The sequence below is a fragment of the Burkholderia sp. B10 genome (assembly GCF_004368385.1).
Lineage (GTDB): Bacteria > Pseudomonadota > Gammaproteobacteria > Burkholderiales > Burkholderiaceae > Burkholderia > Burkholderia vietnamiensis.
On the sequence record NZ_PQMX01000033.1, the window covers coordinates 38,797 to 57,641 of the forward strand.

18 protein-coding genes are annotated in these 18,845 nt (G+C 67.8%); 8 read left to right on the forward strand and 10 right to left on the reverse strand.

What is annotated here, in order from left to right:
- Positions 1–379: 379 nt before the first annotated feature.
- On the reverse strand, positions 380–1,027 hold the full coding sequence (locus C3Y15_RS17710; protein ID WP_011880395.1) for a response regulator transcription factor: 648 nt from the start codon (positions 1,025–1,027) through the stop codon (positions 380–382).
- 612 nt (positions 1,028–1,639) lie between these two features.
- Between C3Y15_RS17710 and C3Y15_RS17715 the strand changes: the two genes are divergently transcribed.
- Positions 1,640–2,110 (forward strand): universal stress protein, encoded by a 471-nt coding sequence (locus C3Y15_RS17715; RefSeq protein WP_011880394.1) that lies wholly within the window; start codon positions 1,640–1,642, stop codon positions 2,108–2,110.
- A gap of 60 nt (positions 2,111–2,170) precedes the next feature.
- Here the strand turns inward: C3Y15_RS17715 and C3Y15_RS17720 are convergent, their stop codons facing one another.
- The 4 genes from C3Y15_RS17720 to C3Y15_RS17735 form a co-directional block, all read right to left on the reverse strand.
- Positions 2,171–3,004 (reverse strand): universal stress protein, encoded by an 834-nt coding sequence (locus C3Y15_RS17720; RefSeq protein WP_011880393.1) that lies wholly within the window; start codon positions 3,002–3,004, stop codon positions 2,171–2,173.
- A complete protein-coding gene (locus C3Y15_RS17725; RefSeq protein WP_011880392.1) occupies positions 3,001–3,504 on the reverse strand; it encodes a universal stress protein in 504 nt (167 codons plus the stop codon). The genes C3Y15_RS17720 and C3Y15_RS17725 overlap by 4 nt, the downstream gene beginning before the upstream one ends.
- A gap of 69 nt (positions 3,505–3,573) precedes the next feature.
- Complete coding sequence (locus C3Y15_RS17730; RefSeq protein ID WP_011880391.1) at positions 3,574–4,773, reverse strand: acetate/propionate family kinase; 1,200 nt, start codon at positions 4,771–4,773, stop codon at positions 3,574–3,576.
- A gap of 8 nt (positions 4,774–4,781) precedes the next feature.
- Positions 4,782–5,621, reverse strand: coding sequence for a universal stress protein (locus tag C3Y15_RS17735; protein ID WP_011880390.1), 840 nt, complete (start codon positions 5,619–5,621; stop codon positions 4,782–4,784).
- A 188-nt stretch (positions 5,622–5,809) separates the two neighbouring features.
- Between C3Y15_RS17735 and C3Y15_RS17740 the strand changes: the two genes are divergently transcribed.
- From C3Y15_RS17740 to C3Y15_RS17765, 6 genes are all read left to right on the forward strand, one after another.
- Entirely contained in the window at positions 5,810–6,340 is a 531-nt protein-coding gene (locus tag C3Y15_RS17740; protein ID WP_011880389.1) for a hypothetical protein, read from the forward strand.
- Entirely contained in the window at positions 6,330–7,076 is a 747-nt protein-coding gene (gene phbB / locus C3Y15_RS17745; RefSeq protein WP_011880388.1) for an acetoacetyl-CoA reductase, read from the forward strand. Before C3Y15_RS17740 ends, phbB begins: the two co-directional genes overlap by 11 nt.
- 133 nt (positions 7,077–7,209) lie before the next feature.
- Complete coding sequence (locus C3Y15_RS17750; RefSeq protein ID WP_011880387.1) at positions 7,210–9,024, forward strand: alpha/beta fold hydrolase; 1,815 nt, start codon at positions 7,210–7,212, stop codon at positions 9,022–9,024.
- Positions 9,025–9,043: 19 nt separating this feature from the next.
- Positions 9,044–10,084, forward strand: coding sequence for a zinc-dependent alcohol dehydrogenase family protein (locus C3Y15_RS17755; RefSeq protein WP_011880386.1), 1,041 nt, complete (start codon positions 9,044–9,046; stop codon positions 10,082–10,084).
- A gap of 266 nt (positions 10,085–10,350) precedes the next feature.
- Entirely contained in the window at positions 10,351–11,751 is a 1,401-nt protein-coding gene (locus C3Y15_RS17760) for a PD-(D/E)XK nuclease family protein (RefSeq protein WP_059461657.1), read from the forward strand.
- A complete protein-coding gene (locus C3Y15_RS17765) occupies positions 11,735–12,046 on the forward strand; it encodes a cyclic-phosphate processing receiver domain-containing protein (protein WP_011880384.1) in 312 nt (103 codons plus the stop codon). The genes C3Y15_RS17760 and C3Y15_RS17765 overlap by 17 nt, the downstream gene beginning before the upstream one ends.
- Before the next feature lie 154 nt (positions 12,047–12,200).
- Here C3Y15_RS17765 and C3Y15_RS17770 read toward each other — a convergent pair whose 3' ends face one another.
- Positions 12,201–13,646, reverse strand: a complete 1,446-nt coding sequence (locus tag C3Y15_RS17770; protein WP_011880383.1) for an MBL fold metallo-hydrolase — start codon at positions 13,644–13,646, stop codon at positions 12,201–12,203.
- 285 nt (positions 13,647–13,931) lie between these two features.
- Between C3Y15_RS17770 and C3Y15_RS17775 the strand changes: the two genes are divergently transcribed.
- Positions 13,932–14,372: a hypothetical protein gene (locus tag C3Y15_RS17775; protein ID WP_059461656.1), complete on the forward strand. Its 441-nt coding sequence runs from the start codon at positions 13,932–13,934 to the stop codon at positions 14,370–14,372.
- Between the two features lie 44 nt (positions 14,373–14,416).
- On the opposite strand, the gene C3Y15_RS17780 is transcribed toward C3Y15_RS17775, so the two are convergent.
- The 4 genes from C3Y15_RS17780 to C3Y15_RS17795 are packed head-to-tail and all read right to left on the reverse strand — an operon-like array spanning position 14,417 to position 18,816.
- Positions 14,417–15,919, reverse strand: a complete 1,503-nt coding sequence (locus C3Y15_RS17780; RefSeq protein WP_059461655.1) for an efflux transporter outer membrane subunit — start codon at positions 15,917–15,919, stop codon at positions 14,417–14,419.
- Entirely contained in the window at positions 15,897–16,982 is a 1,086-nt protein-coding gene (locus tag C3Y15_RS17785) for a biotin/lipoyl-binding protein (RefSeq protein ID WP_059461654.1), read from the reverse strand. The genes C3Y15_RS17780 and C3Y15_RS17785 overlap by 23 nt, the downstream gene beginning before the upstream one ends.
- On the reverse strand, positions 16,979–17,683 hold the full coding sequence (locus C3Y15_RS17790) for an ABC transporter ATP-binding protein (protein WP_172820474.1): 705 nt from the start codon (positions 17,681–17,683) through the stop codon (positions 16,979–16,981). Before C3Y15_RS17790 ends, C3Y15_RS17785 begins: the two co-directional genes overlap by 4 nt.
- Entirely contained in the window at positions 17,680–18,816 is a 1,137-nt protein-coding gene (locus tag C3Y15_RS17795) for an ABC transporter permease (protein WP_011880378.1), read from the reverse strand. Before C3Y15_RS17795 ends, C3Y15_RS17790 begins: the two co-directional genes overlap by 4 nt.
- Between the last annotated feature and the right edge of the window lie 29 nt (positions 18,817–18,845).

The following is an 18,845-nucleotide window of genomic DNA, read 5'->3' on the forward strand; positions in this document are numbered from 1 at the left end:
CGGCTCCAGTTGGGGGCAGCGTCGGCCCGCCATCGGGCGGACTCGCGCTGACCGTTGTACCGGCGGCCTTGGTTTCTGCCGCCTTCCTGTGGGGGATGCCCCGCTGACGCGTCCGGCGAGCCGGGAGACCGCTACGCCGGTCTCCTCGATGCCGCCCATGCTCGGCGAGGCACGTTCAGTGTTTTTGTTGGAATGGAGTATGGATGTTGCGCGACGTCAAGGAAATCAGCCGGAATTGAAGTTGCGGTAGGCAAGATGGAAGCCGTGTAGGGCGTTTCCTACACGCGCGCGGCGCGTTGCCGCGCGGGTCGCCGCCGCGGCCTCGGGAGCGGCGCCGTGGCGGAAGGCGCGCGCCGGCGCGGGCGGCCGGCGCCGCCTGTCAGAGTTCGTCGGGGTCGTCGAACAGCTTGTGGCGCATCGCGTAGCGCACGAGCGCCGTGTCGTTCGCCATCTGCATCTTCTCGAGGATCCGCATCTTGTAGGTGCTGACGGTCTTCACGCTGACGTTGAGCGCGTGCGCGATTTCAGAAATCGACTCGCCGGTCGTCACGCGCCGGAACACGTCGAATTCGCGGTCCGACAGGCGCTGGTGCGGCAGCAGATCGGTCGGCTCGTTCAGGCTCTGCGCGAACTGCTCGGCCATCGTCAGGCTCACGTAGACGCCGCCGGCCGCGATCTTGGTCAGCGCCGCGACCAGTTCGGCGCTCGCGCTTTCCTTCGTCATGTAGCCGGCCGCGCCCGCGCGGAACGCGCGCACCGCGTATTGCTGCTCCGCGTGCATCGTCAGCACCAAGATATGCAGCGCCGGCTTCTCGTCCTTGATCTGCTTGATGAGTTCGACGCCGTTGCGGCCGGGCATCGACAGGTCGAGCACGAGTACGTCCGCGTCGCGGTCGCGCACCAGCGCGATCGTCGACGCGCTGTCCCGCGCTTCGCCGACCACCTCGAAGTCGCTGGCGCTCTTCAGGATGTGCCGCAGGCCGTCCCTGACGAGGGCGTGGTCGTCGGCGATGAGTACCGTGATCATGTCGGCGCGTCCTCCTGCCGGATATCGTTTGCGGCCGGCGCCGCCGGCCGCGTTCGCGCCGTGCGTGGCTGCCGCCGCATTGACTGAGCGTCGGGCGCATCGCCCGGCTGCGAAGTGCCGATGTGGACAATCGCGCGCCGGTCATCCGACGTGAGACTCATAAACCGGCTACGTGATGCGGCCCCGGATCGCGGCCCGACAGGCGGCAACGCGGAAGCACGCGTGCCGCCGCCCGATACGGCAGCAGCGCGGCGGCGCGTGAATTGAAGATGGCGCGCCGCGAGAGTACGGGGCATGGCCGTCGCGGCACGTCGGGCGGGCCGGGCACCGGGCATAACCGGTCCGGCCCTGAAGGCGCGGGGATTCACTGTCATTGCCGTTCATCCTGACGGAGCGGGTCGTCGGCGGGCTGGCGGCGCGTGGCACGACACGCGGCACCGCCCGGAACTGCGATGTCGTCGGAATTATGCGCGTGACGGTGACGTTCGCCAATCGGGACCGACGGATACGGGCGCCGCCGTATCTGCTTGACCGGCGTCAATCGCGCGCCGCCGGCCGCGATCAGACTGGCTCCACGAATCCATCGAATCCGCATGACGGCAGGGAGGCACCATGTATCGAAGAATTTTCGCGGCGCTCGACGGCAGCCGCGGCTCGCGGCTCGCGCTCGACGAGGCGATTTCGCTCGCGCGCGAGTCGGGCGGCCTCGTCATCGCGATGTGCGTGGTGTCGGATGCGCCGCGGCTGACCGACGTCGACAGCGGCTATGTCGAGCAGCGCGACCCGGCCGGGCTGGATGCGGACAAGGCCGCGATCGCGGTCGCGGACGCCGAAACGGCGTTTCAGCTGTCCGGCGTGCGCGGCATCGCGCAAACGGTCGAAGCGAACGGCCAGGACATCTCGGATGTGTTGGCGCGCGCGGCCGCCGAATGCGATGCGGATCTGATCGTGATGGGCACGCACGGCCGTCGCGGCGTGCGTCGGGCGGTGCTCGGCAGCGTCGCGGAAGCATTGCTGCGCGACGCGGACCGGCCGGTGCTGGTGGTACGGGAAGGGCCGGGTGCGGGCGCCGGCATGCTGTGACGGCGACGCTTCGTCAAAGGAGAGACGGGCGGCCAGCAGACGGCCGCCCGGTAGACCCGCTCAGTGCGACAGCAGAACCGGCACCGTCATCGTCTCGAGGATCGTGCGCGTCGCGCCGCCGAGCACGCGCTCGTGCATGCGCGTATGGCTGTACAGGCCCATCACGAGCAGATCCGCATGCAGATCGGTCGCGCGGTTCAGCAGCGTCGCGCCGACGCCGACCGACGGTTCGCGCGGCGTCGTCGAGAACGACGCGCGCACGCCGTGCCGTTCGAGATAGGCGGCGACGTCCACGCCGGCGGGCGTCTCGTCGGTAGCGGGCTGCCCGTGGCTGACGGTCTCGACGTTGACGAAGCGCGCGCGGGTGAGCAGCGGCACGGCGTCGGCCACGGCGCGCGCGGCTTCGCGCCCGCCGTCCCAGCCGATCAGCACGTTCTCGCCGAGCGTGCGCACGTCGCCCGCGTAAGGCACGACGATCGCGGGGCGCCCGCTGCCCATCACCACATCCTCGACGAAATTACGCGCGACATAGGTCAGACGATCGTCCGGATCGACCTGGCCGAGGACCAGCAGATCGGCGTGGCGCGCATGCAGGATCGCGGCTTCGGTCGCGTTGCCGGTCGGCGCCTGCCATTCGACGCTGCGCCCGGCGCGTTCGGCGGCCGTCAGAAAGCGCTGCTCGGCTTCCTTGCGGCGCTCCTCGCACAGGCGCTCGTAGACGGCCAGCTTCAGCGGCTCGTCGGGCCGCCGCAGCGGCTCGAACAGATCCTGGCAGACGACGTAGAGCCCAATCAGATGCGCGTTCCAGCGTCCCGCGAGTTCGAGCGCGAGGTCGACGCGCGTCGCGCAGCGCGCGCTATCGTCGAGATGGACGAGCAGGGTCTTGTAGCTCATGACGGCTCCTTTTCGGTCGATGCGGTGGCGGTTTCGGCCGGGTGGTTCGACATGCAACCGGCCGGAATCATCAGAACCGGGGTTTTCGCGTGGCGCAGCACGCGCTCGGCGACGCTGCCCAGCACGAGCCGGCGAAAGCCGCGCCGGCCATGCGTGCCGAGCACGATCAGATCGGCGCCGATCTCGCCGGCGACCGTCACGATCCGCTGCGGGATATCGTCGCCCTCGGGCGCGACGTTCGAGATCTGCGGCGTGCCGGCCACGTTGCGCGCCTTCATGCGCCGCGCTGCGTCGTCGGTGACGCGCAGTCCTTCTTCACGGAACGCGTCGACCAGGATCGACGGATCGTAGCCGTAGGTGTCGTACGCGGGCACCAGGAAATCGACGACGTAGACCGGCGTCAGCCGCGCACCCGTTTGCGCCGCGAGATCCAGGGCGGCGTCGAGCGCGCGGGACGACGTGTCGCTGCCGTCGAGCGCAACCAGGATGTTCGAGTACATGGCGTTTTCCTTGAACGGAGATCGATGCAATCATCATCGGCGCATGCACGCCGGTCGCGCTGATCTGGATCAACCGTCGCGATTGCCGCGCAGCACGCGCACCGCCGCGCGCGCCGCGACCCACGCCTCGTTGGTCGGCTCGACCACGACCGTGACCGCGCTCGCCGCCGTCGACACCACCTGCGCATGGGCCGCATTCGCGCGCGTGTCCAGCTCGACGCCGAGCCAGCCGAGCGCCGCGCAGATCCGCTCGCGCAGCACCGCCGCGTGTTCGCCGATGCCGGCCGTGAAAACCAGCATGTCGAGCCCGCCGAGCAGCGCAGTGAGTGCGCCGACTTCGCGCACGATGCGGTGGACGTACAGCGCGAGCGCGTCGTGCGCCCGCGCGTCGCCGGCCGCCTCGCATGCGAGCAGCACGCGCGGATCGCCGGACGCGCCCGACACGCCCTTGAGCCCCGACTCGTGATAGAGCAGCTGACCGAGCGCGTCGCCGGACAACTGGCCGGCATCGAGCAGGTGCAGCACGACGCCGGGGTCGAGCGTGCCGCAGCGCGTGCTCATCATCAGCCCGTCGAGCGCGGAGAAGCCCATCGTCGTCGCGACGCTGCGGCAGTCGCGCATCGCGCACAGGCTCGCGCCGCTGCCGAGGTGCGCCGCAATGACGCGCCCGTGCGCCTGCGCGCCGAACGCTTCATCGAGCGCGACGGACAGATATTCGTACGACAGCCCATGGAATCCGTAGCGGCGCACGCCGCGGTCGAACCATTCGTGCGGCAACGGCAGCAGTTGCTCGGTGCGCGGCAGCGTGCGATGAAACGCCGTGTCGAATACGGCGACTTGCGGCACGTCGGGGAACGCATCGCGCAGCGCGTCGATCGCTTCGATGCTGTGCGGCTGATGCAGCGGCGCGAGCGGCGTCAGCGTGCGCAGCGCGTCCAGCACGTCGTTGTCGACGAGCACCGGCTCCGCGAAGCGCGCGCCGCCGTGCACGACGCGATGCGCGATTGCGGCGAGCGTGACGTGCGGCAAGCGTACGCGGATCCACATCGCGACCTGCGCCAGCACGGCGCGGTACGGGTCGCCGGCGCTGAGCGGCAGCGTGCCGTCCCGATTGGCGTCGAAGCGGATCGCGATGCCGTTGCCGGCCGCGACAGCCTCGCCGTCGTGCAGCGGCCGCCGCGCGGGATCGCCGTGCGGCGGATACGCGAAGAGCGCGAACTTCACGCTCGACGAACCGGCGTTGACGACGAGCAACGCAAGCGTGCGCATCGGCCGGCTCAGTGCGACATCAGGACCGGCACGGTCATCGACGCGAGCACCGTGCGCGTCGCGCCGCCCATCACGAGCTCGTGCCAGCGCGGATGGCCGTACGCGCCCATCACGAGCAGGTCGGAGCCCGTCTCGTACGCGCGCGACAGCAACGTGTCGCCGATCGCGCGGCCGTCGCCCGCATCGATGTCGAGCACGCTCACGTCGCGGGCATGGCGCGCGAGCATCAGCGCGGCATCGGCGGCCGGAATGCGCATGGCCGCCGCCGCCGAATTGCCGTCGACCACCGCGGCGACCGTCGTGCGCTTCGCATGAGCGAGAAACGGGATCGCGTCGTGCGCGGCGCGGACCGCTTCGCGGCTGCCGTCCCACGCGACGAACACGCGCTCGCCGATCGACGTGAAGGCGCCGGCATACGGCACGAACAGCACCGGGCGGCCGGCCGACAACACGAGGCTCTCCGGAAACTGGTTGTCGACGAAGCTCTCGGGATCGTTCGGGTCGCTCTGGCCGACGATCACGAGATCGGCCACGCGCGCGGCGCGCGGCACCGCGACGTTGGCGCGCGCGTCCGCCTCGACCCACGCGGCGTGCACCTTCGCGCGCGCGGTCTCGGCATGGAACAGCCGCTCCAGCGCGGCGCGGCGTTCGTCGCGCTGCGCGCGATGCTCGCGGAAGTAATCGGCGGACCCGGCCATCACGTAGAACGAATGCGGCTCGGCCGTGTAGACCGAGAACAGGCCCGTCAGATGGGCACCGAAGCGCCGCGCGACGCGCAGTGCGAACTCGAGGCGCGCATGCGCACGGACGCTCGTATCGAGGTGCACGACTATGCTCTTGTAGCTCATCGGAATCGCTCCATCGACGGGTGATCCGCCAGTGCAATCCAGTCTACGGAGCGGGCTTTCCGCGTGCTTGACTCAGATCAACGGGCGCTGCGCGGCTTGCCCGCACAGTTAGGCGGTCGCGCCGCCGAGGCCACGTACGGGCACCGGGCGCATGCCAACCGATTGACCGGACCGAACGAGGGAAGCCGATGAGCACCTACGCTTTGACGACACCGATTGACGTTTGCCGCGCGAGCTGCGATCTCGCGCTGCGGATGGCGGCGCTGAACCGCGACTGGCAGCACGAATGGCACGCACTGGCGGGCCGGGGCATCGAGCGCGACCGCGACGCGGTGCGCCGGTTGCAGCAGGCGCTCGCCGGCAGCGGCGAATGGACCGCGTTCGGCGAAGCGAGCCGGCAGGTGATGAGCGATTACGCGCTCGCGAGCGTCGCGCTGTGGCAGGACGCCAGCGAGCTGTCGATGCGTGCGCAGTTCGAGCATGCCGGCGTGTGGCGTACCTGGCTGCGCGAATACGGCGCGGGTGTGCTGTCGCGCAGTCAGACCGACTGGCTGCCTGACCTGGAGCGGCTCGCCGCCGTCAACGAAGCGAGCATGCCGTGGGCGGAATGGATGACGGCGCTCGAGCACGGGATCGAGGACGCGACCGACGGCGCACCGACTGCCGTACGCCGCCTGAAGGGCAAGGTCGACGCACCGGAGAACGGCCATGGGCGCTGAACGAGTCGCGTTCGTCACCGGCGGGACGGGTGGCCTCGGCACCGCCATCGCGCGGCGCCTGCACGATGCCGGCATCACCGTGGCCGTGTCGTACATGAACGGCGACGCTCAACTCGCGACGTGGATCGCACGCGAGCGCGAGGCGGGCCGCACGTTTCATGCGTTCGAGGTCGACGTGGCCGACTACGATTCGTGTCAGCACTGCGCGGCGCGCATGCTGGCGGAGTTCGGGCACGTCGACGTGCTGGTCAACAACGCGGGCATCACGCGCGACGCGACGTTCGTGAAGATGACCAAGACCATGTGGGATGCGGTGCTGCGCACCAATCTCGACAGCATGTTCAACATGACCAAGCCGTTCGTGCCCGGCATGATCGCGGCCGGCTTCGGGCGGATCGTGAACATCGGCTCGGTGAACGGCTCGCGCGGCGCGTTCGGGCAGGCCAACTATGCGGCCGCGAAGGCCGGCATTCACGGCTTCACGAAGGCGCTGGCGCTCGAGCTGGCCCGCCACGGGATCACGGTCAACACGGTCGCGCCCGGCTATCTGGCGACCGCGATGCTCGAGTCGGTGCCGAAGGAAGTGCTCGACTCCAAGATCCTGCCGCAGATTCCGGTCGGCCGGCTCGGCCACCCGGACGAGATCGCCGAGCTCATTGCGTTTCTGTGCTCCGACGCCGGCGCTTTCTCGACCGGCGCGGAATTCGACGTCAACGGCGGGATGCACATGCATTGACGTGTGCCTGCGTCCGCGGACGCAGGCTTTCCTCATCCGGCGATGCGCGTGCGCCGCGTTGAAGGTCCGGCGCGATACGCGCTCCACTGCACGCGTCTTGCGACCGGCAGGCCGGTTTCCCGGAGCAAATCTGATGAATGCACCCGCGATGCGCGCGCCGCTCGCGCAGGAAGCGATACGGCTGCCGCAGCCGAACGAACCGGCGCCGTGTGCGCTCGCCACTGCGCCGGCCGATGCGACGCCGGCCGAACAATGGAATCGCGCGGCGCACGCGAACGTGGCCGCGCTGACGCTCGGCCTGTCTCCGGTGTCGATGGCGCTCGCGATGCTCGACTGGGGCGCGCATCTCGCGGTCGCGCCCGGCAAGTGCTTCGAGCTTGCGGCACAGGCGTGGCAGGCGGCCGTCGCGCCGTCGTCGCAGGTGCGCGACGCCGCTGCGGCCGACCCCGGCGGCCTGGCCGTGCACGCGGGCGACGCCGATCCGCGGTTCGCCGCGCCCGCGTGGGACGCCTGGCCGTTTCACGTCTATCGCGACAATTTCCTGGCGATTCAGCGCTGGTGGCGCGACGCGACCAGCGGCGTGCCGGGCGTCGAGCGCCATCACGAGGAGCTGGTCGGGTTCGCCGCGCGGCAGTGGCTCGATGCGTGCTCGCCCGGTAACTTTCTCGCGACCAATCCGGTCGTGCTCGACACTACGATGCGCAGCGGCGGGGCGAATCTGGCGACTGGTCTGCGGCACTGGGCCGACGACGCGCGCGCGTTGTTCGAGCACACCGGCGAGCAGCGCGCGCACGATGCGCGTCCCTATCTGCCGGGCCGCGACGTCGCGGTCACGCCGGGCCGCGTCGTGTGGCGCAACGCGTTGTGCGAGCTGCTGCAATACGACCCGACGACCACCGACGTCGCACGCGAGCCGATCCTGATCGTGCCGTCGTGGATCATGAAGTACTACATCCTCGACCTGCAGCCGCACAATTCGCTGATCCGCTTCCTGGTCGATTCCGGCTACACGGTGTTCGCCGTGTCGTGGCACAACCCTGGCGCCGAAGCGCGCGGGCTCGGGCTCGACGATTATCTGCGCGACGGCTGCATGGCCGCGCTCGACGCCGCGCGGTCGATCTGCGGCGAGGCCGTGCATGCGGTCGGCTATTGCCTCGGCGGCACGCTGCTCGCGATCGCCGCGGCCGCGCTCGCGCGTGACGGCCGGCAGCACGAAGCGTTGCGCTCGGTGTCGTTGCTGGCCGCGCAGACCGATTTCAGCGAACCCGGCGAGCTGGGCCTGTTCATCGACGCGAGCGAGCTCTCCGCGCTCGATGCGCTGATGTGGCGGCAGGGCTATCTGGACGGCGCGCAGATGGCCGCGACGTTCCAGTTGCTGAATGCGCGAGACCTGATCTGGTCGCGCATGATGAGCGAATACCTGCTCGGCACGCGCACCAAGCCGAACGACCTGATGTCGTGGAACGCCGACACCACGCGCATGCCGTACCGGATGCATACCGAATACCTGACGCGGCTCTTTCTCGACAACGATCTCGCGGCCGGCCGCTACTGCGTCGACGGGCGGCCGGTCGCGCTGTCGGATCTCGACGTGCCGACGTTCGTGGTCGGCACCGAACGCGATCACGTGTCGCCGTGGCGTTCCGTGTACAAGCTCCATCTGATGACGCACCACGCGCTGACGTTCGTGCTGACGTCGGGCGGCCACAACGCCGGCATCGTGTCCGAACCGGGCCATCCCGGCCGCCACTACCGCTGCGCGACGCGCGAGCACGGCGCGCCTTACCGCAGCGGGCACGACTTCGTGCGCGACACGCCGCCCGTAGAAGGTTCGTGGTGGACCTGCTGGAGCGGCTGGTTGCGCACGCATTCGTCGGGCGACGTGCCGGCCCGCGTGCCGGCCGCCGGCTTCGCGGCGGCGCCTGGCGCATACGTGCTAGAAACCTGATTTCCATGGAGGAACACCGATGAAAGCACTCGTCTATCACGGCCCTGGGCGCATGGCGCTCGAACAACGTCCGAAACCCGAGCTGCAGTCGCCGACCGATGCGATCGTCCGCGTGACGCGCACGACGATCTGCGGCACCGACCTGCACATCCTGAAAGGCGACGTGCCGACCTGCGAACCGGGGCGCGTGCTCGGCCACGAAGGGGTGGGGGTCGTCGAGCAGGTTGGCGCTGCGGTCGATGCGCTGAAGCCGGGCGACCGCGTGCTGATTTCCTGCATTTCGTCGTGCGGCCGCTGCGAATACTGCCGGCGCGGCCTGTATTCGCACTGCACCACCGGGGGCTGGATTCTCGGCAACCGGATCGACGGCACGCAGGCCGAGTACGTGCGCATTCCGCATGCGCAGACGAGCCTCTATCCGATCCCGGCCGGCGCCGACGAGGACGCGCTCGTGATGCTGTCCGACATCCTGCCGACCGGCTTCGAGTGCGGCGTGCTGAACGGCAAGGTGCAGCCGGGCTGCTCGGTGGCGATCGTGGGCGCCGGGCCGATCGGGCTTGCCGCGCTGCTGACGGCGCAGTTCTATTCGCCGGGGCAGATCATCATGATCGACCCGGACAGCAACCGGCTCGACATCGCGCGGCGCTTCGGTGCGACGGACTGCGTCGACGGCCGCAGCGGCGACGCGGCGGCGGACGTGATGAAGCTGACCGACGGCATCGGCGTGGATTGCGCGATCGAGGCGGTCGGCATTCCGGCGACGTTCGAGCTGTGCACGTCGATCGTGGCGCCGGGCGGCGTCGTGGCGAACGTGGGCGTGCATGGCGTCAAGGCCGATCTGCATCTGGAGAAGCTGTGGGATCGCAACATCGCGATCACGACGCGGCTCGTTGATACGGTCAGCACGCCGATGCTGCTGAAAACGGTGCGGGCGGGGCGCCTCGATCCGGCGCAACTCATTACGCACCGGTTCGCGCTCGATGATGTCGAGGGCGCTTATGACACGTTCGGGCGCGCGGCGCAAACGCATGCGTTGAAGGTGATTATTGAGGTTAGTTGAGGACGGGGCTGGGTGCGATACGAGCCGGTGCTTGCGCCGGGTCGTAGGGCGCATGCGGAAAGCGCTTGGACTGGATTAAACGAGCAGTGGCGGGTTGGCTGACTCCGTTCGGCCAGGAGCGGGCGTTGCGTCGCGCTGAAACGAGACGTTCGTGTGTCCGCTTCACCAGTGAAAGTCACTCTTCCCGGGTACGCCCGCTGCGTACCATCGACGCGAGCAACGAGAAACGACATAATTGGTCGAAATTGACGACATACGGCTAGCCCATGGTCACACAAAACACCGGGAATTCGTCCCGGGACGGTGCGTGGTCGACTTTCTTCGAGCATTTTGAAAGCTTCGACCGGCAGCGAAAAAATCAAAAGTACATCGGATTGAACGATTACAGCCTTCTTGGCTCCGTGCTGCGCTTTAGCGACGAAGTACGCTTGCATTCGCGCTTCCTGTTCTCGATGCTCAATCCAGCTGGACAGCATTTCCGAAATAGCGCCTTCGGCGAAGCGTTTATGTTGGCACTTGGATACCCAGATTGGCTGGACTGGTCCAAGGTACGCGTCTTTCGCGAGTACAACTACGTCGACATCTACCTCACTGACGGAAAGCGTCATGTACTCGTCGAAAACAAGCTCAACGCGAACGACCAACATGGTCAAGTTCGCCGATATATCGACTGGGTCAGGGCAGTAAATGACGAGCGCGAGATGCCGACGGAGTCCGACGACATCTTGTTTGTATACCTTTCCAACGGACGGGCGGCTCCGACGCGGACAAGTCTGCACCCGTACAAGATATGCGCGTCGCCCTCCGGGTTATACGTTGTGGACGAAGGGCAGCGGAAGCTCGCTCGCTTCGTGAATGCTCATTATCGCCATCACGTCTTGTCGTGGATTTCGACGTGCCTCGATGTGGTCCGTGACATCACGAACTTGCACAACGCATTCACGGAGTATCGTCTCGTCGTTGAACGAGTTACAAAAACATATAAGAGTCGCGTCATGAGCCTCGAAGCTTTTTTGCTGGAAGACTCTCAGGAGTTGGACAGCCGTTCGCGTATCCGCCACGCGCTTGAGATCGCCAAGAAGATTCCCTTGATCAAGGCAAACTGGCTAGCAAGTATGTTCGAGGAAGGCTTGATCAACTTGCTGGGCGAAGACATAGACAAGGGGCTCCTGGCCCCGATTACCGCTGGTGATGGTAAGGAGCTTGAGCGTTTCCAATTTGCGCGGCAGCATGCCGATCTATTCTTTGCTGAAAAAATCGGCAGAGACGTCAAGGACAAGGGCAGGTTTTGGCGCATCTTAGCGGGACCATTGTCAAACTCAGTCGCGCTAGCTGTGCTGTTTGGCGCCAGGAATCTGCATATTGGTGTTCTGCCCGTTCGAGTTAGCGGTGTAGGTGTCGTTGAACTCGATAAGTCGCAAGGCATCAACGAGTTCAAGCTAGTCCTCGCCAATCAGGTTTTCGAATTCAGACGGCACGCACCGATAAACAAGGTTCTTCCAGGCTTGGTCTCTTGGGCAGTCCCTCTCGAGGACGAGATCGAGAATCTGGCCAGGTTTCCGGGAAGCCGGCAGGAGACCGTCACCAAAGGACTTTTGGAACATATACTCCATGGGAGTGCTTCACTCGCGCGACAACCGAAGATGGAACATGAAGGTCTTTCTTGACGACCTGCGTCCGACACCGGTTGGATGGGTGAGGGCTTACTGGCCAGCCGACGTTATTCGCTTGCTGGAGACAGGCGCGGTCGAAGAACTGAGTCTCGATCATGATCTCGGCGACGACGAGCGAGGGACAGGTTACGACGTCATTTTGTGGATCGAAGAGGCAGTGGCGCTTCGGGGTTTTAGGCCGCCTCGCATTCTCGTTCATTCTGCGAACGCGGCAGCAGCAGTGAGAATGAATGCCGGAATCCGCGCCATAGAGGCGCTTGTGAAGGTGCCCCCCGAAAGCCGTCATTGACGAGAGAATTGGTCCAACGGCAGCAACGGGTCGATCACCGCCAACGGCGACGAACAGTCGTATTGTCCGAGACTTAACCTGACGTTGACTGACCGGTCAGGTCTCGGCCTATACGCGTCATGCGTATGCGGCGCTTCACCGGCGCCGCTAAGCGTCAGGACGAGCGCGCAGCGGGCTGCTGCGTGCCATCGGCCGGCGCGGCTGCGGTTCCGCCTTCGTCGCGCCCGCCCATCTCATCCCCCTCATTCAAATCGACACACTGCTCATAAACCGGCACCTCACAAGTCCAGTGCAGCGTATCAGCGATGCGCCGACGCAGCGCATCCGCGGCAGCCGGCTCCCCATGTGTGACGAAGGTTCGCACCGGCGCACCCTGCATCGTGCCGAGCCATTTGAGCACGTCCTCGTAATCGCCATGAGCCGACAGCGTCGTGATCGATTCGATCTGCGCACGCACGCGCACGTATTCGCCGTGAATCTTCACCGTCGGCTCGTGCGCGGCCAGCGCCGCGCCGCGCGTGCCGGCGGCCTGATAGCCGACCAGCGCGATCGTGTTGCGCGGATCGGGCGCATAGCGGGCGAGGTGATGGAGCACGCGTCCGCCGGTCGCCATGCCGCTGCCGGCGATGATGACCATCGGCCCGTGGTGATCGGAGATCGCCTTTGACTGGTCGACGGAGCGGATCATCGTCGCCGCGTGGCCGAGCGCGTTCGCTTCCGAAACGGTCAGCCGGTGTTCGAGGATATGGTGGCGATAGATCTCCGTCACGTCGGTGGCCATCGGGCTGTCGAGGAACACCGGCACGCGCGCCATGCGGCCGGACGCCTTTAGCCGCGCGATGTAGTGCAGGATTTCCTGCGCGCGGCCGACGGTGAAGCAGGGCATCACGACCACCCCGCCGCGCCCGAAGGTCTTGTCGAACATCGCGGCGAGTTCGATCTCCGGGTCCGACGCCGGGTGCAGCCGGTCGCCGTACGTGGATTCGACCACCAGATAGTCGGCATGCGCGGGCGCCCGTGGCGGCTGCATGATCGGATCGTTGTAGCGGCCGAGGTCGCCCGAGAACGCGAGCACCTTGTGATCCCAGTGCATCACGACGCTCGCCGCGCCGAGGATGTGCCCGGCCGGCAGCAGCCGGAACGACACGCCGCCGCCGAGCGACGTGCATTCGTCGAACGCCACCGGCTTCAGCAGGTGCAGCGCGCGCTGCGCATCGTCGAGCGTATAGAGCGGCTGCGCCGGATGGTGCTTGGAATAGCCGTGGCGGTTCGCGAAGTCGGCTTCTTCCTCCTGCAGCCGCGCGCTGTCGCGCAGCATGATGTCGCACAGTTCGGCCGTGGCCGCCGTGCAGTACACGGGCCCGCGAAATCCTTCACGTGCAAGCACCGGAAGATAGCCGGTGTGATCGATGTGCGCATGCGTGAGCACGACGGCGTCGAGCGTGTCGGCCGCGAACGGCAGCGTCCGCCAGTTGCGCAGTCGCAGGTTCTTGGTGCCCTGGAACAGGCCGCAATCGACCAGGATGCGCCGGCTGCCGTGCTCGACCAGGTATTTCGAGCCGGTCACGGTTTCGGTCGCGCCGAGAAAAGTCAGTTTCATGAGATAGCCTCGCCGGGAATCGACGGATCGGTAAGGCGATTACAGCGCGAACGCGCGGGCGCCGCTTGACCGAAGTCAGCAATTGCAGGATTCCATGCCCCGCCGGCCGTACCGCCGGCGCCGCCCAATGAGGCTGCTCGCGCGGTTTGACTACGATCAATCGTCAGTCGCGTCGGCCCGCGCATGGCGGTCCGGCGCGCGGACGCGGTGTCATGATTCGATGATCCGCGCCTGCCGTGCGCGCGCTGCGCATCGGCATCGCGAGTCTCTCGGGATCGATCCATCATGACGCTGATCGCCAATCTGGACGGCGCCGCGCACCTGTACCGGTTGTGCTTCGTTCGTTCGCCATGGGCGTGGTTCACGTGCCTGCCGCTCAATCAGCAATGCGGCGAGAACTGGGCCGACGTGCCGTATCAGAACGCGGCGAAACCGCCGTACAGCGATTCGCGCGCGCAATTGCTGCGGGTCGCGTTCGACGCGCCCGGGCTGTTGTCACCCGAAGCCGGGCGCCACGGCCACGCGTGGAGCGTCCAGCAGATCAACCGCGGCGCGGCGCCGTGGCTGCGCAGCGAGGATTTCGTCGATGCGACCACGCTCACGGTACCGGCCGGCGCGACGCTCGCCGCATTCGTCGAAACGATCGACGCGGCCGGCGGCACCGTGTACGCGCCGCTCGGCTGGGCCGAACTGCCGCGCTGGGAACGGCCCGACATCATCGCCTGAGCGCATCGCACCGTCGAGCAGCCGGCCCGCCCGCGCCATGTCCGTCAACCAGCTTCGCCCCAGCCGCCGCCGAGCGCGACGTAGAACGCGACCGTATCCTGCAGGCGTTGCGCGAGCGCCTGAAGCCACGCGATGCGGGCCTGGTGATATTGCACGTCGGCGACCAGCAACGGCACGTAGCCGGTGATCCCCGCGTCGTAGCCGGCCTGCGCGAGCCGCAGCGCATCGCGGGCGGCGGCCATCGCGCGAGCCTGCGCATCGAGCGCCGCGGCGTCGTTCGCGAGCGCGCGCAGCGCGTCGGCCACCTGGGAGAACGCGGCCAGCACGACCTGCCGGTAGGACGCGTCGGCCTCGTCGTAGGCATCCTGGGCGGCGTGCCGCTGGTTCAGCAGCGTGCCGCCGTGAAACAGCGGTGCGGTGACGCCGGCACCGACGCTCCAAGCACGGCCGGCCGGCGAGAACAGATTGGCCGCGACGCCGCTGTCGAAGCCGCCCGACGCGGACAGCGTCAGGTTCGGGTAGAGCGCGGCGGTGGCGACGCCCACCTGGGCGCTCGCCACGTGCAGTTCGGCTTCCGCCTGCTGGATGTCCGGACGGCGGCGCACCAGCGACGACGGCGCGGTATCGGGCAGGCTCGCCGGCAGTTCGATCGCGGCGAGCGACAGCTCCGGCGTCCGCCAGTCGGCCGGATATCGGCCGGCCAGCAGCGCCAGCAGATCGTCGGCTTGCGCGCGCTTCTGGTCGAGCGCCGGCAAGGTTGCCTGCAGCGTCGCCCGCTGCGACTCGAGCGTCAGCACCGCGACGTAGGCCGCCGCGCCGGCCGTCACCTGCGCGCGCGTCAGGCGAATCTGCTCGTCGACGAGACCGATCGTCTCGCGCGTGGCGGCGGCTTCGTCGCGATACGCGGCGCGCGCGATCATCGTGTTGACGACGTTGGCGCTCAGCATCAGATACGCGCCGGCCAGCGCGTGGCGCTGCGCGTCGACGCCGGCGGCCAGCGCCTCCACCTGGCGCCGTTCGCCGCCCCAAAGGTCGAGGGTGTAGCTGACGGTCGCCGACAGCGTAAACAGGTTGAAGATCGACGCCGGCAGCGCCGGGCCGCGCGACGGCGTCGCGCGCTCGCGCGCCGCGCCGGCCTGCGCGTCGATCTGCGGGAAGAACACGCCCTGGCCGGCGCGCAACGCGTGCTCGCTGCGCCGCAGCGTCGCTTCGGCGAGCGCGAGCGTCGGGCTGCCGGTCAGCGCGGCGTCGACGCTCGCGTCGATCGCGCGGCTGCCGAAGCGCGTCCACCAGTCGCGCGTGAGCGGCGCGTCGGGCGACAACGCTTGCGTGCGGCCGTCGCCGGTCCACGGGCCGGACGCCGCGTGCGGATCGTCGGGCGCGATGAAGCGCTCGACGCGCGGCGCGGGCGGTGGCACGAAGTTCGGCCCGACCGTGCAGCCGCCCGCGAGCAGCGCGGCGAGCAGCCCGGCGGCCAAGCGCGCAGCGGTTCGGCGCCGCGACGTACGGCCGCCGCACGCGCGGTCATTTGCCGGCGACGTACACATCGACGATCTGCCCGGGGAACAGCCGCACGTTGCGGTTCGGCACGATACGGAAAATCAGCGGCAGCACGCGCACGTCGACGCGCTCGGTGCGCTGGTCAGACAATTCGATCTTCGGCGTCACGTACGGCTGCACGCGCACGAACTGCAGATCGGCCTCGACCGACGTGCCGCGCACGAACATGTGCGCCTTCATCGCATGCATGTCGGGCAGTTGCGGGATCAGGATCTCGTCGATGTAGCAGCGCACCTGCAGCCGGTCGACCGGCGCGCCGAGCACCGCGACCGGCGCGCTGGCCCGCGTGTAGGTGTCGTAGATCCCCTGCGGGCTCAGGTACGAGCCGAGCGCCGCGTTCATCGCCAGCACGGTGCCGTCCGCCGGCGCGCGCAGCGTGTAGCGGGCCAGCAGCGCGGCGGCCGCATCGGCCGCGCGCCGCAGCGCGACGACCTGCGCACGCTGGTTGCGCAGGTCGTAGCTCCATGCGCCGGCCTTGGTCAGACGATACTGGCGCGTCACGACGTCCAGGTTGGCGGCCGCGACGCGCACCGCGTTCGCGGCCGTGTCGAGCGCGTCGCGGCTCACTGCTTTCGGATCGATGTCGTACGCGCTCCGCTGCTTGTCGTACTGATCCTGCGCGAGCTTCAGGCTCGCCTGAGCGGCCCGGGTCTGCGCACCGGCCACGTCGAGCACCTCGCGGCGCGGCTGCGCGTTCAACTCGTCGAGCAGCGCAGCCGCCGCATCGGCCTGCGCGGCGAGCTGCGCGGCGCTCGCGCGCTGCACGGCGTCGTCGATCGTCAGCAGCACGTCGCCGGCCTTCACCGGATCGCCGTCGTGCACGTAGATGCGCGTCACCGCTCCCGACACGTCCGGATAGACGTTCACGTTCGCGCCGGCCGGCTGCTCGCTTTCGACGATGCCGTTCGCATAGACGCCGCGCGCGTACGGATTGGCGGCCGGCTTGAACACCGGCGGCTGCGGTGGCTCCTGGCGGCCGTAGAGCCACGCGGCGACGACGCTCGCCAGGAAGCCGAGCACGGCCGCGACGAACACGAGCCGGCGCTTCATCGCACGCCTCCGCGCTCGATGCCGGTCAGCTTGCCGTCTTCCATGCGCAGGATGCGATCCGCGTATTCGAAGATCCGCGCGTCGTGCGTGACGATCACGATGCAGCGCGTGTCGTTCAGCACCTCGTGCTTGACGAACTCCATGATCATGCGGCCGGTGTCGCCGTCGAGCGATGCGGTCGGCTCGTCGAGGATCAGCAGGTCGGGCTGGCTGACAATCGCGCGCGCGATCGCCACGCGCTGCTGCTCGCCGCCGGACAGCTTGACAGGCGGCAGCTGCGCGCGATTGGCGAGACCGACCACGCCCAGATAAGTGTGCGCGGCCTGGATCGCGTCGTCCCACGGCTGGCGCTTCAGGATCAACGGAATCGCGACGTTCTCGGCGGTGGTAAGCCGCGGGAACAGGTGATAGTCCTGGAACACGAAGCCGATCCGGTTGAGCCGGAACTCGGCGATCGCGTCGTTCGGCTGCGCCCACAGGTCGACGCCGTCGATCGACACCGAGCCGCCGTCCGGCCGCAGGATGCCGGAGATCACGCTGAGCAGCGTGGTCTTGCCGCTGCCGGATGGTCCGACGATCAGCAGCATCTCGCCGAAGTGCGCCTGCATCGACACGTCGCGCAGCGCTTGCGTGCGCGCTTCGCCTTCGCCGAACCATTTGTCGACGCCGCGCGCGTCGATCGCGATGCCGGCCATCGTCAGCCCCGGAAGATGTCGAAGGGCTCGATGCGCAGCACGCGCCGCACGCCGAGATAGCTCGAGATCGCCGCGATCACGACGACCATCCCGAACGCGAGCGACAGGTTGCCGTACGTGATGAGCGCCGCGTAGTCGGGGATGCGCAGCTTGGCGAGCGAGATCATCAGCACGCACAGCCCGACGCCGATGCCGTAGCCGGTCAGCGCGGTGAATGTCGCCTGGAACAGGATCATCGCGACCAGCTCGCGGCTCTTCGCGCCGATCGCCTTCAGCGCGCCGAACTTGTCGAGGTTCTCGACGATGAACGCGTAGAAGGTCTGCCCGGAAATCGACAGGCCGATGATGAAGCTGATGATCGTCATCAGCATGATGTTGGTGCCGAGCCCGGTTTCGTACTTGTAGAAGCGCGAGATCTGCGCGATGAACTCGTCGCGCGTGTATGCGCGGTAGCCGAGCGACTTCACGACGGCCTGGATGTGCGCGATGTCCGCATCGGACTTCGGCTCGACGAGGATGTACGAGGTCGTGAAGCGCGGCGACGGGATGTAGCGGATCGCGCGTGCGTAGGTGGTGTAGAGCGTCGGCGTGCCGAACAGGCCGCTCGCGGCGACCTTCGCGATGCCGACGATCACGCCGCGATGATCGTTCAGCTCGAAGTCGGTGCCGATGGTCGGGTTCTCCAGCTTCGCGAACTCCGGGTCCTGGATCGCGATGAAGCCGTTTTCCGCGTAGATGTCTTCGATGCGGCCCTGGAGCATCGTGGGCCGGCCGAGCAGGCTCGCGTCGTCGAGGCCGACCACCGTGACCGCCTGATACGCGCCCGAGCGCAGCTTCACCAGCGCGCCGCCGGAGTAGAGCGGCACCGCGTACTTGACGCCGTCGATGCTGCGCACGGCGTCGAGCACGTAGCCGGGCATGCCGATGCTGTTCGCGATCGTCTTGACGGCCGGGTCCATCACCCAGACCTTCGCGCCGATGTTGATCACCGACGCCGACGACTTGTTGAGAATGCCGGCGAACAGCGACGTCATCTCGATCATCAGCAGCACCGAGAACGTGATGCCGACGATCAGCGCGGTGAACTTCGCGCCGTCGTTGACGAGCAGCTTGAACGCGAGGCGCAGGATGCCGTTCATGGTGCCGGTGCGAAGCGCGCGGCCGTCCG

What these genes read in the sequence shown, in the direction of transcription:
- C3Y15_RS17775 (WP_059461656.1), top strand. Translation starts at nt 13,932, where the DNA reads ATGACGCTGATCGCCAATCTGGACGGCGCCGCGCACCTGTACCGGTTG.
- C3Y15_RS17750 (WP_011880387.1), top strand. Translation starts at nt 7,210, where the DNA reads ATGAATGCACCCGCGATGCGCGCGCCGCTCGCGCAGGAAGCGATACGG.
- C3Y15_RS17740 (WP_011880389.1), top strand. Translation starts at nt 5,810, where the DNA reads ATGAGCACCTACGCTTTGACGACACCGATTGACGTTTGCCGCGCGAGC.
- C3Y15_RS17720 (WP_011880393.1), bottom strand. Translation starts at nt 3,004, where the DNA reads ATGAGCTACAAGACCCTGCTCGTCCATCTCGACGATAGCGCGCGCTGC.
- C3Y15_RS17725 (WP_011880392.1), bottom strand. Translation starts at nt 3,504, where the DNA reads ATGTACTCGAACATCCTGGTTGCGCTCGACGGCAGCGACACGTCGTCC.
- C3Y15_RS17780 (WP_059461655.1), bottom strand. Translation starts at nt 15,919, where the DNA reads ATGTGTACGTCGCCGGCAAATGACCGCGCGTGCGGCGGCCGTACGTCG.
- C3Y15_RS17765 (WP_011880384.1), top strand. Translation starts at nt 11,735, where the DNA reads ATGAAGGTCTTTCTTGACGACCTGCGTCCGACACCGGTTGGATGGGTG.
- C3Y15_RS17785 (WP_059461654.1), bottom strand. Translation starts at nt 16,982, where the DNA reads ATGAAGCGCCGGCTCGTGTTCGTCGCGGCCGTGCTCGGCTTCCTGGCG.
- C3Y15_RS17730 (WP_011880391.1), bottom strand. Translation starts at nt 4,773, where the DNA reads ATGCGCACGCTTGCGTTGCTCGTCGTCAACGCCGGTTCGTCGAGCGTG.
- C3Y15_RS17755 (WP_011880386.1), top strand. Translation starts at nt 9,044, where the DNA reads ATGAAAGCACTCGTCTATCACGGCCCTGGGCGCATGGCGCTCGAACAA.
- C3Y15_RS17770 (WP_011880383.1), bottom strand. Translation starts at nt 13,646, where the DNA reads ATGAAACTGACTTTTCTCGGCGCGACCGAAACCGTGACCGGCTCGAAA.
- C3Y15_RS17760 (WP_059461657.1), top strand. Translation starts at nt 10,351, where the DNA reads ATGGTCACACAAAACACCGGGAATTCGTCCCGGGACGGTGCGTGGTCG.
- C3Y15_RS17735 (WP_011880390.1), bottom strand. Translation starts at nt 5,621, where the DNA reads ATGAGCTACAAGAGCATAGTCGTGCACCTCGATACGAGCGTCCGTGCG.
- C3Y15_RS17715 (WP_011880394.1), top strand. Translation starts at nt 1,640, where the DNA reads ATGTATCGAAGAATTTTCGCGGCGCTCGACGGCAGCCGCGGCTCGCGG.
- C3Y15_RS17710 (WP_011880395.1), bottom strand. Translation starts at nt 1,027, where the DNA reads ATGATCACGGTACTCATCGCCGACGACCACGCCCTCGTCAGGGACGGC.
- C3Y15_RS17795 (WP_011880378.1), bottom strand. Translation starts at nt 18,816, where the DNA reads ATGAACGGCATCCTGCGCCTCGCGTTCAAGCTGCTCGTCAACGACGGC.
- phbB (WP_011880388.1), top strand. Translation starts at nt 6,330, where the DNA reads ATGGGCGCTGAACGAGTCGCGTTCGTCACCGGCGGGACGGGTGGCCTC.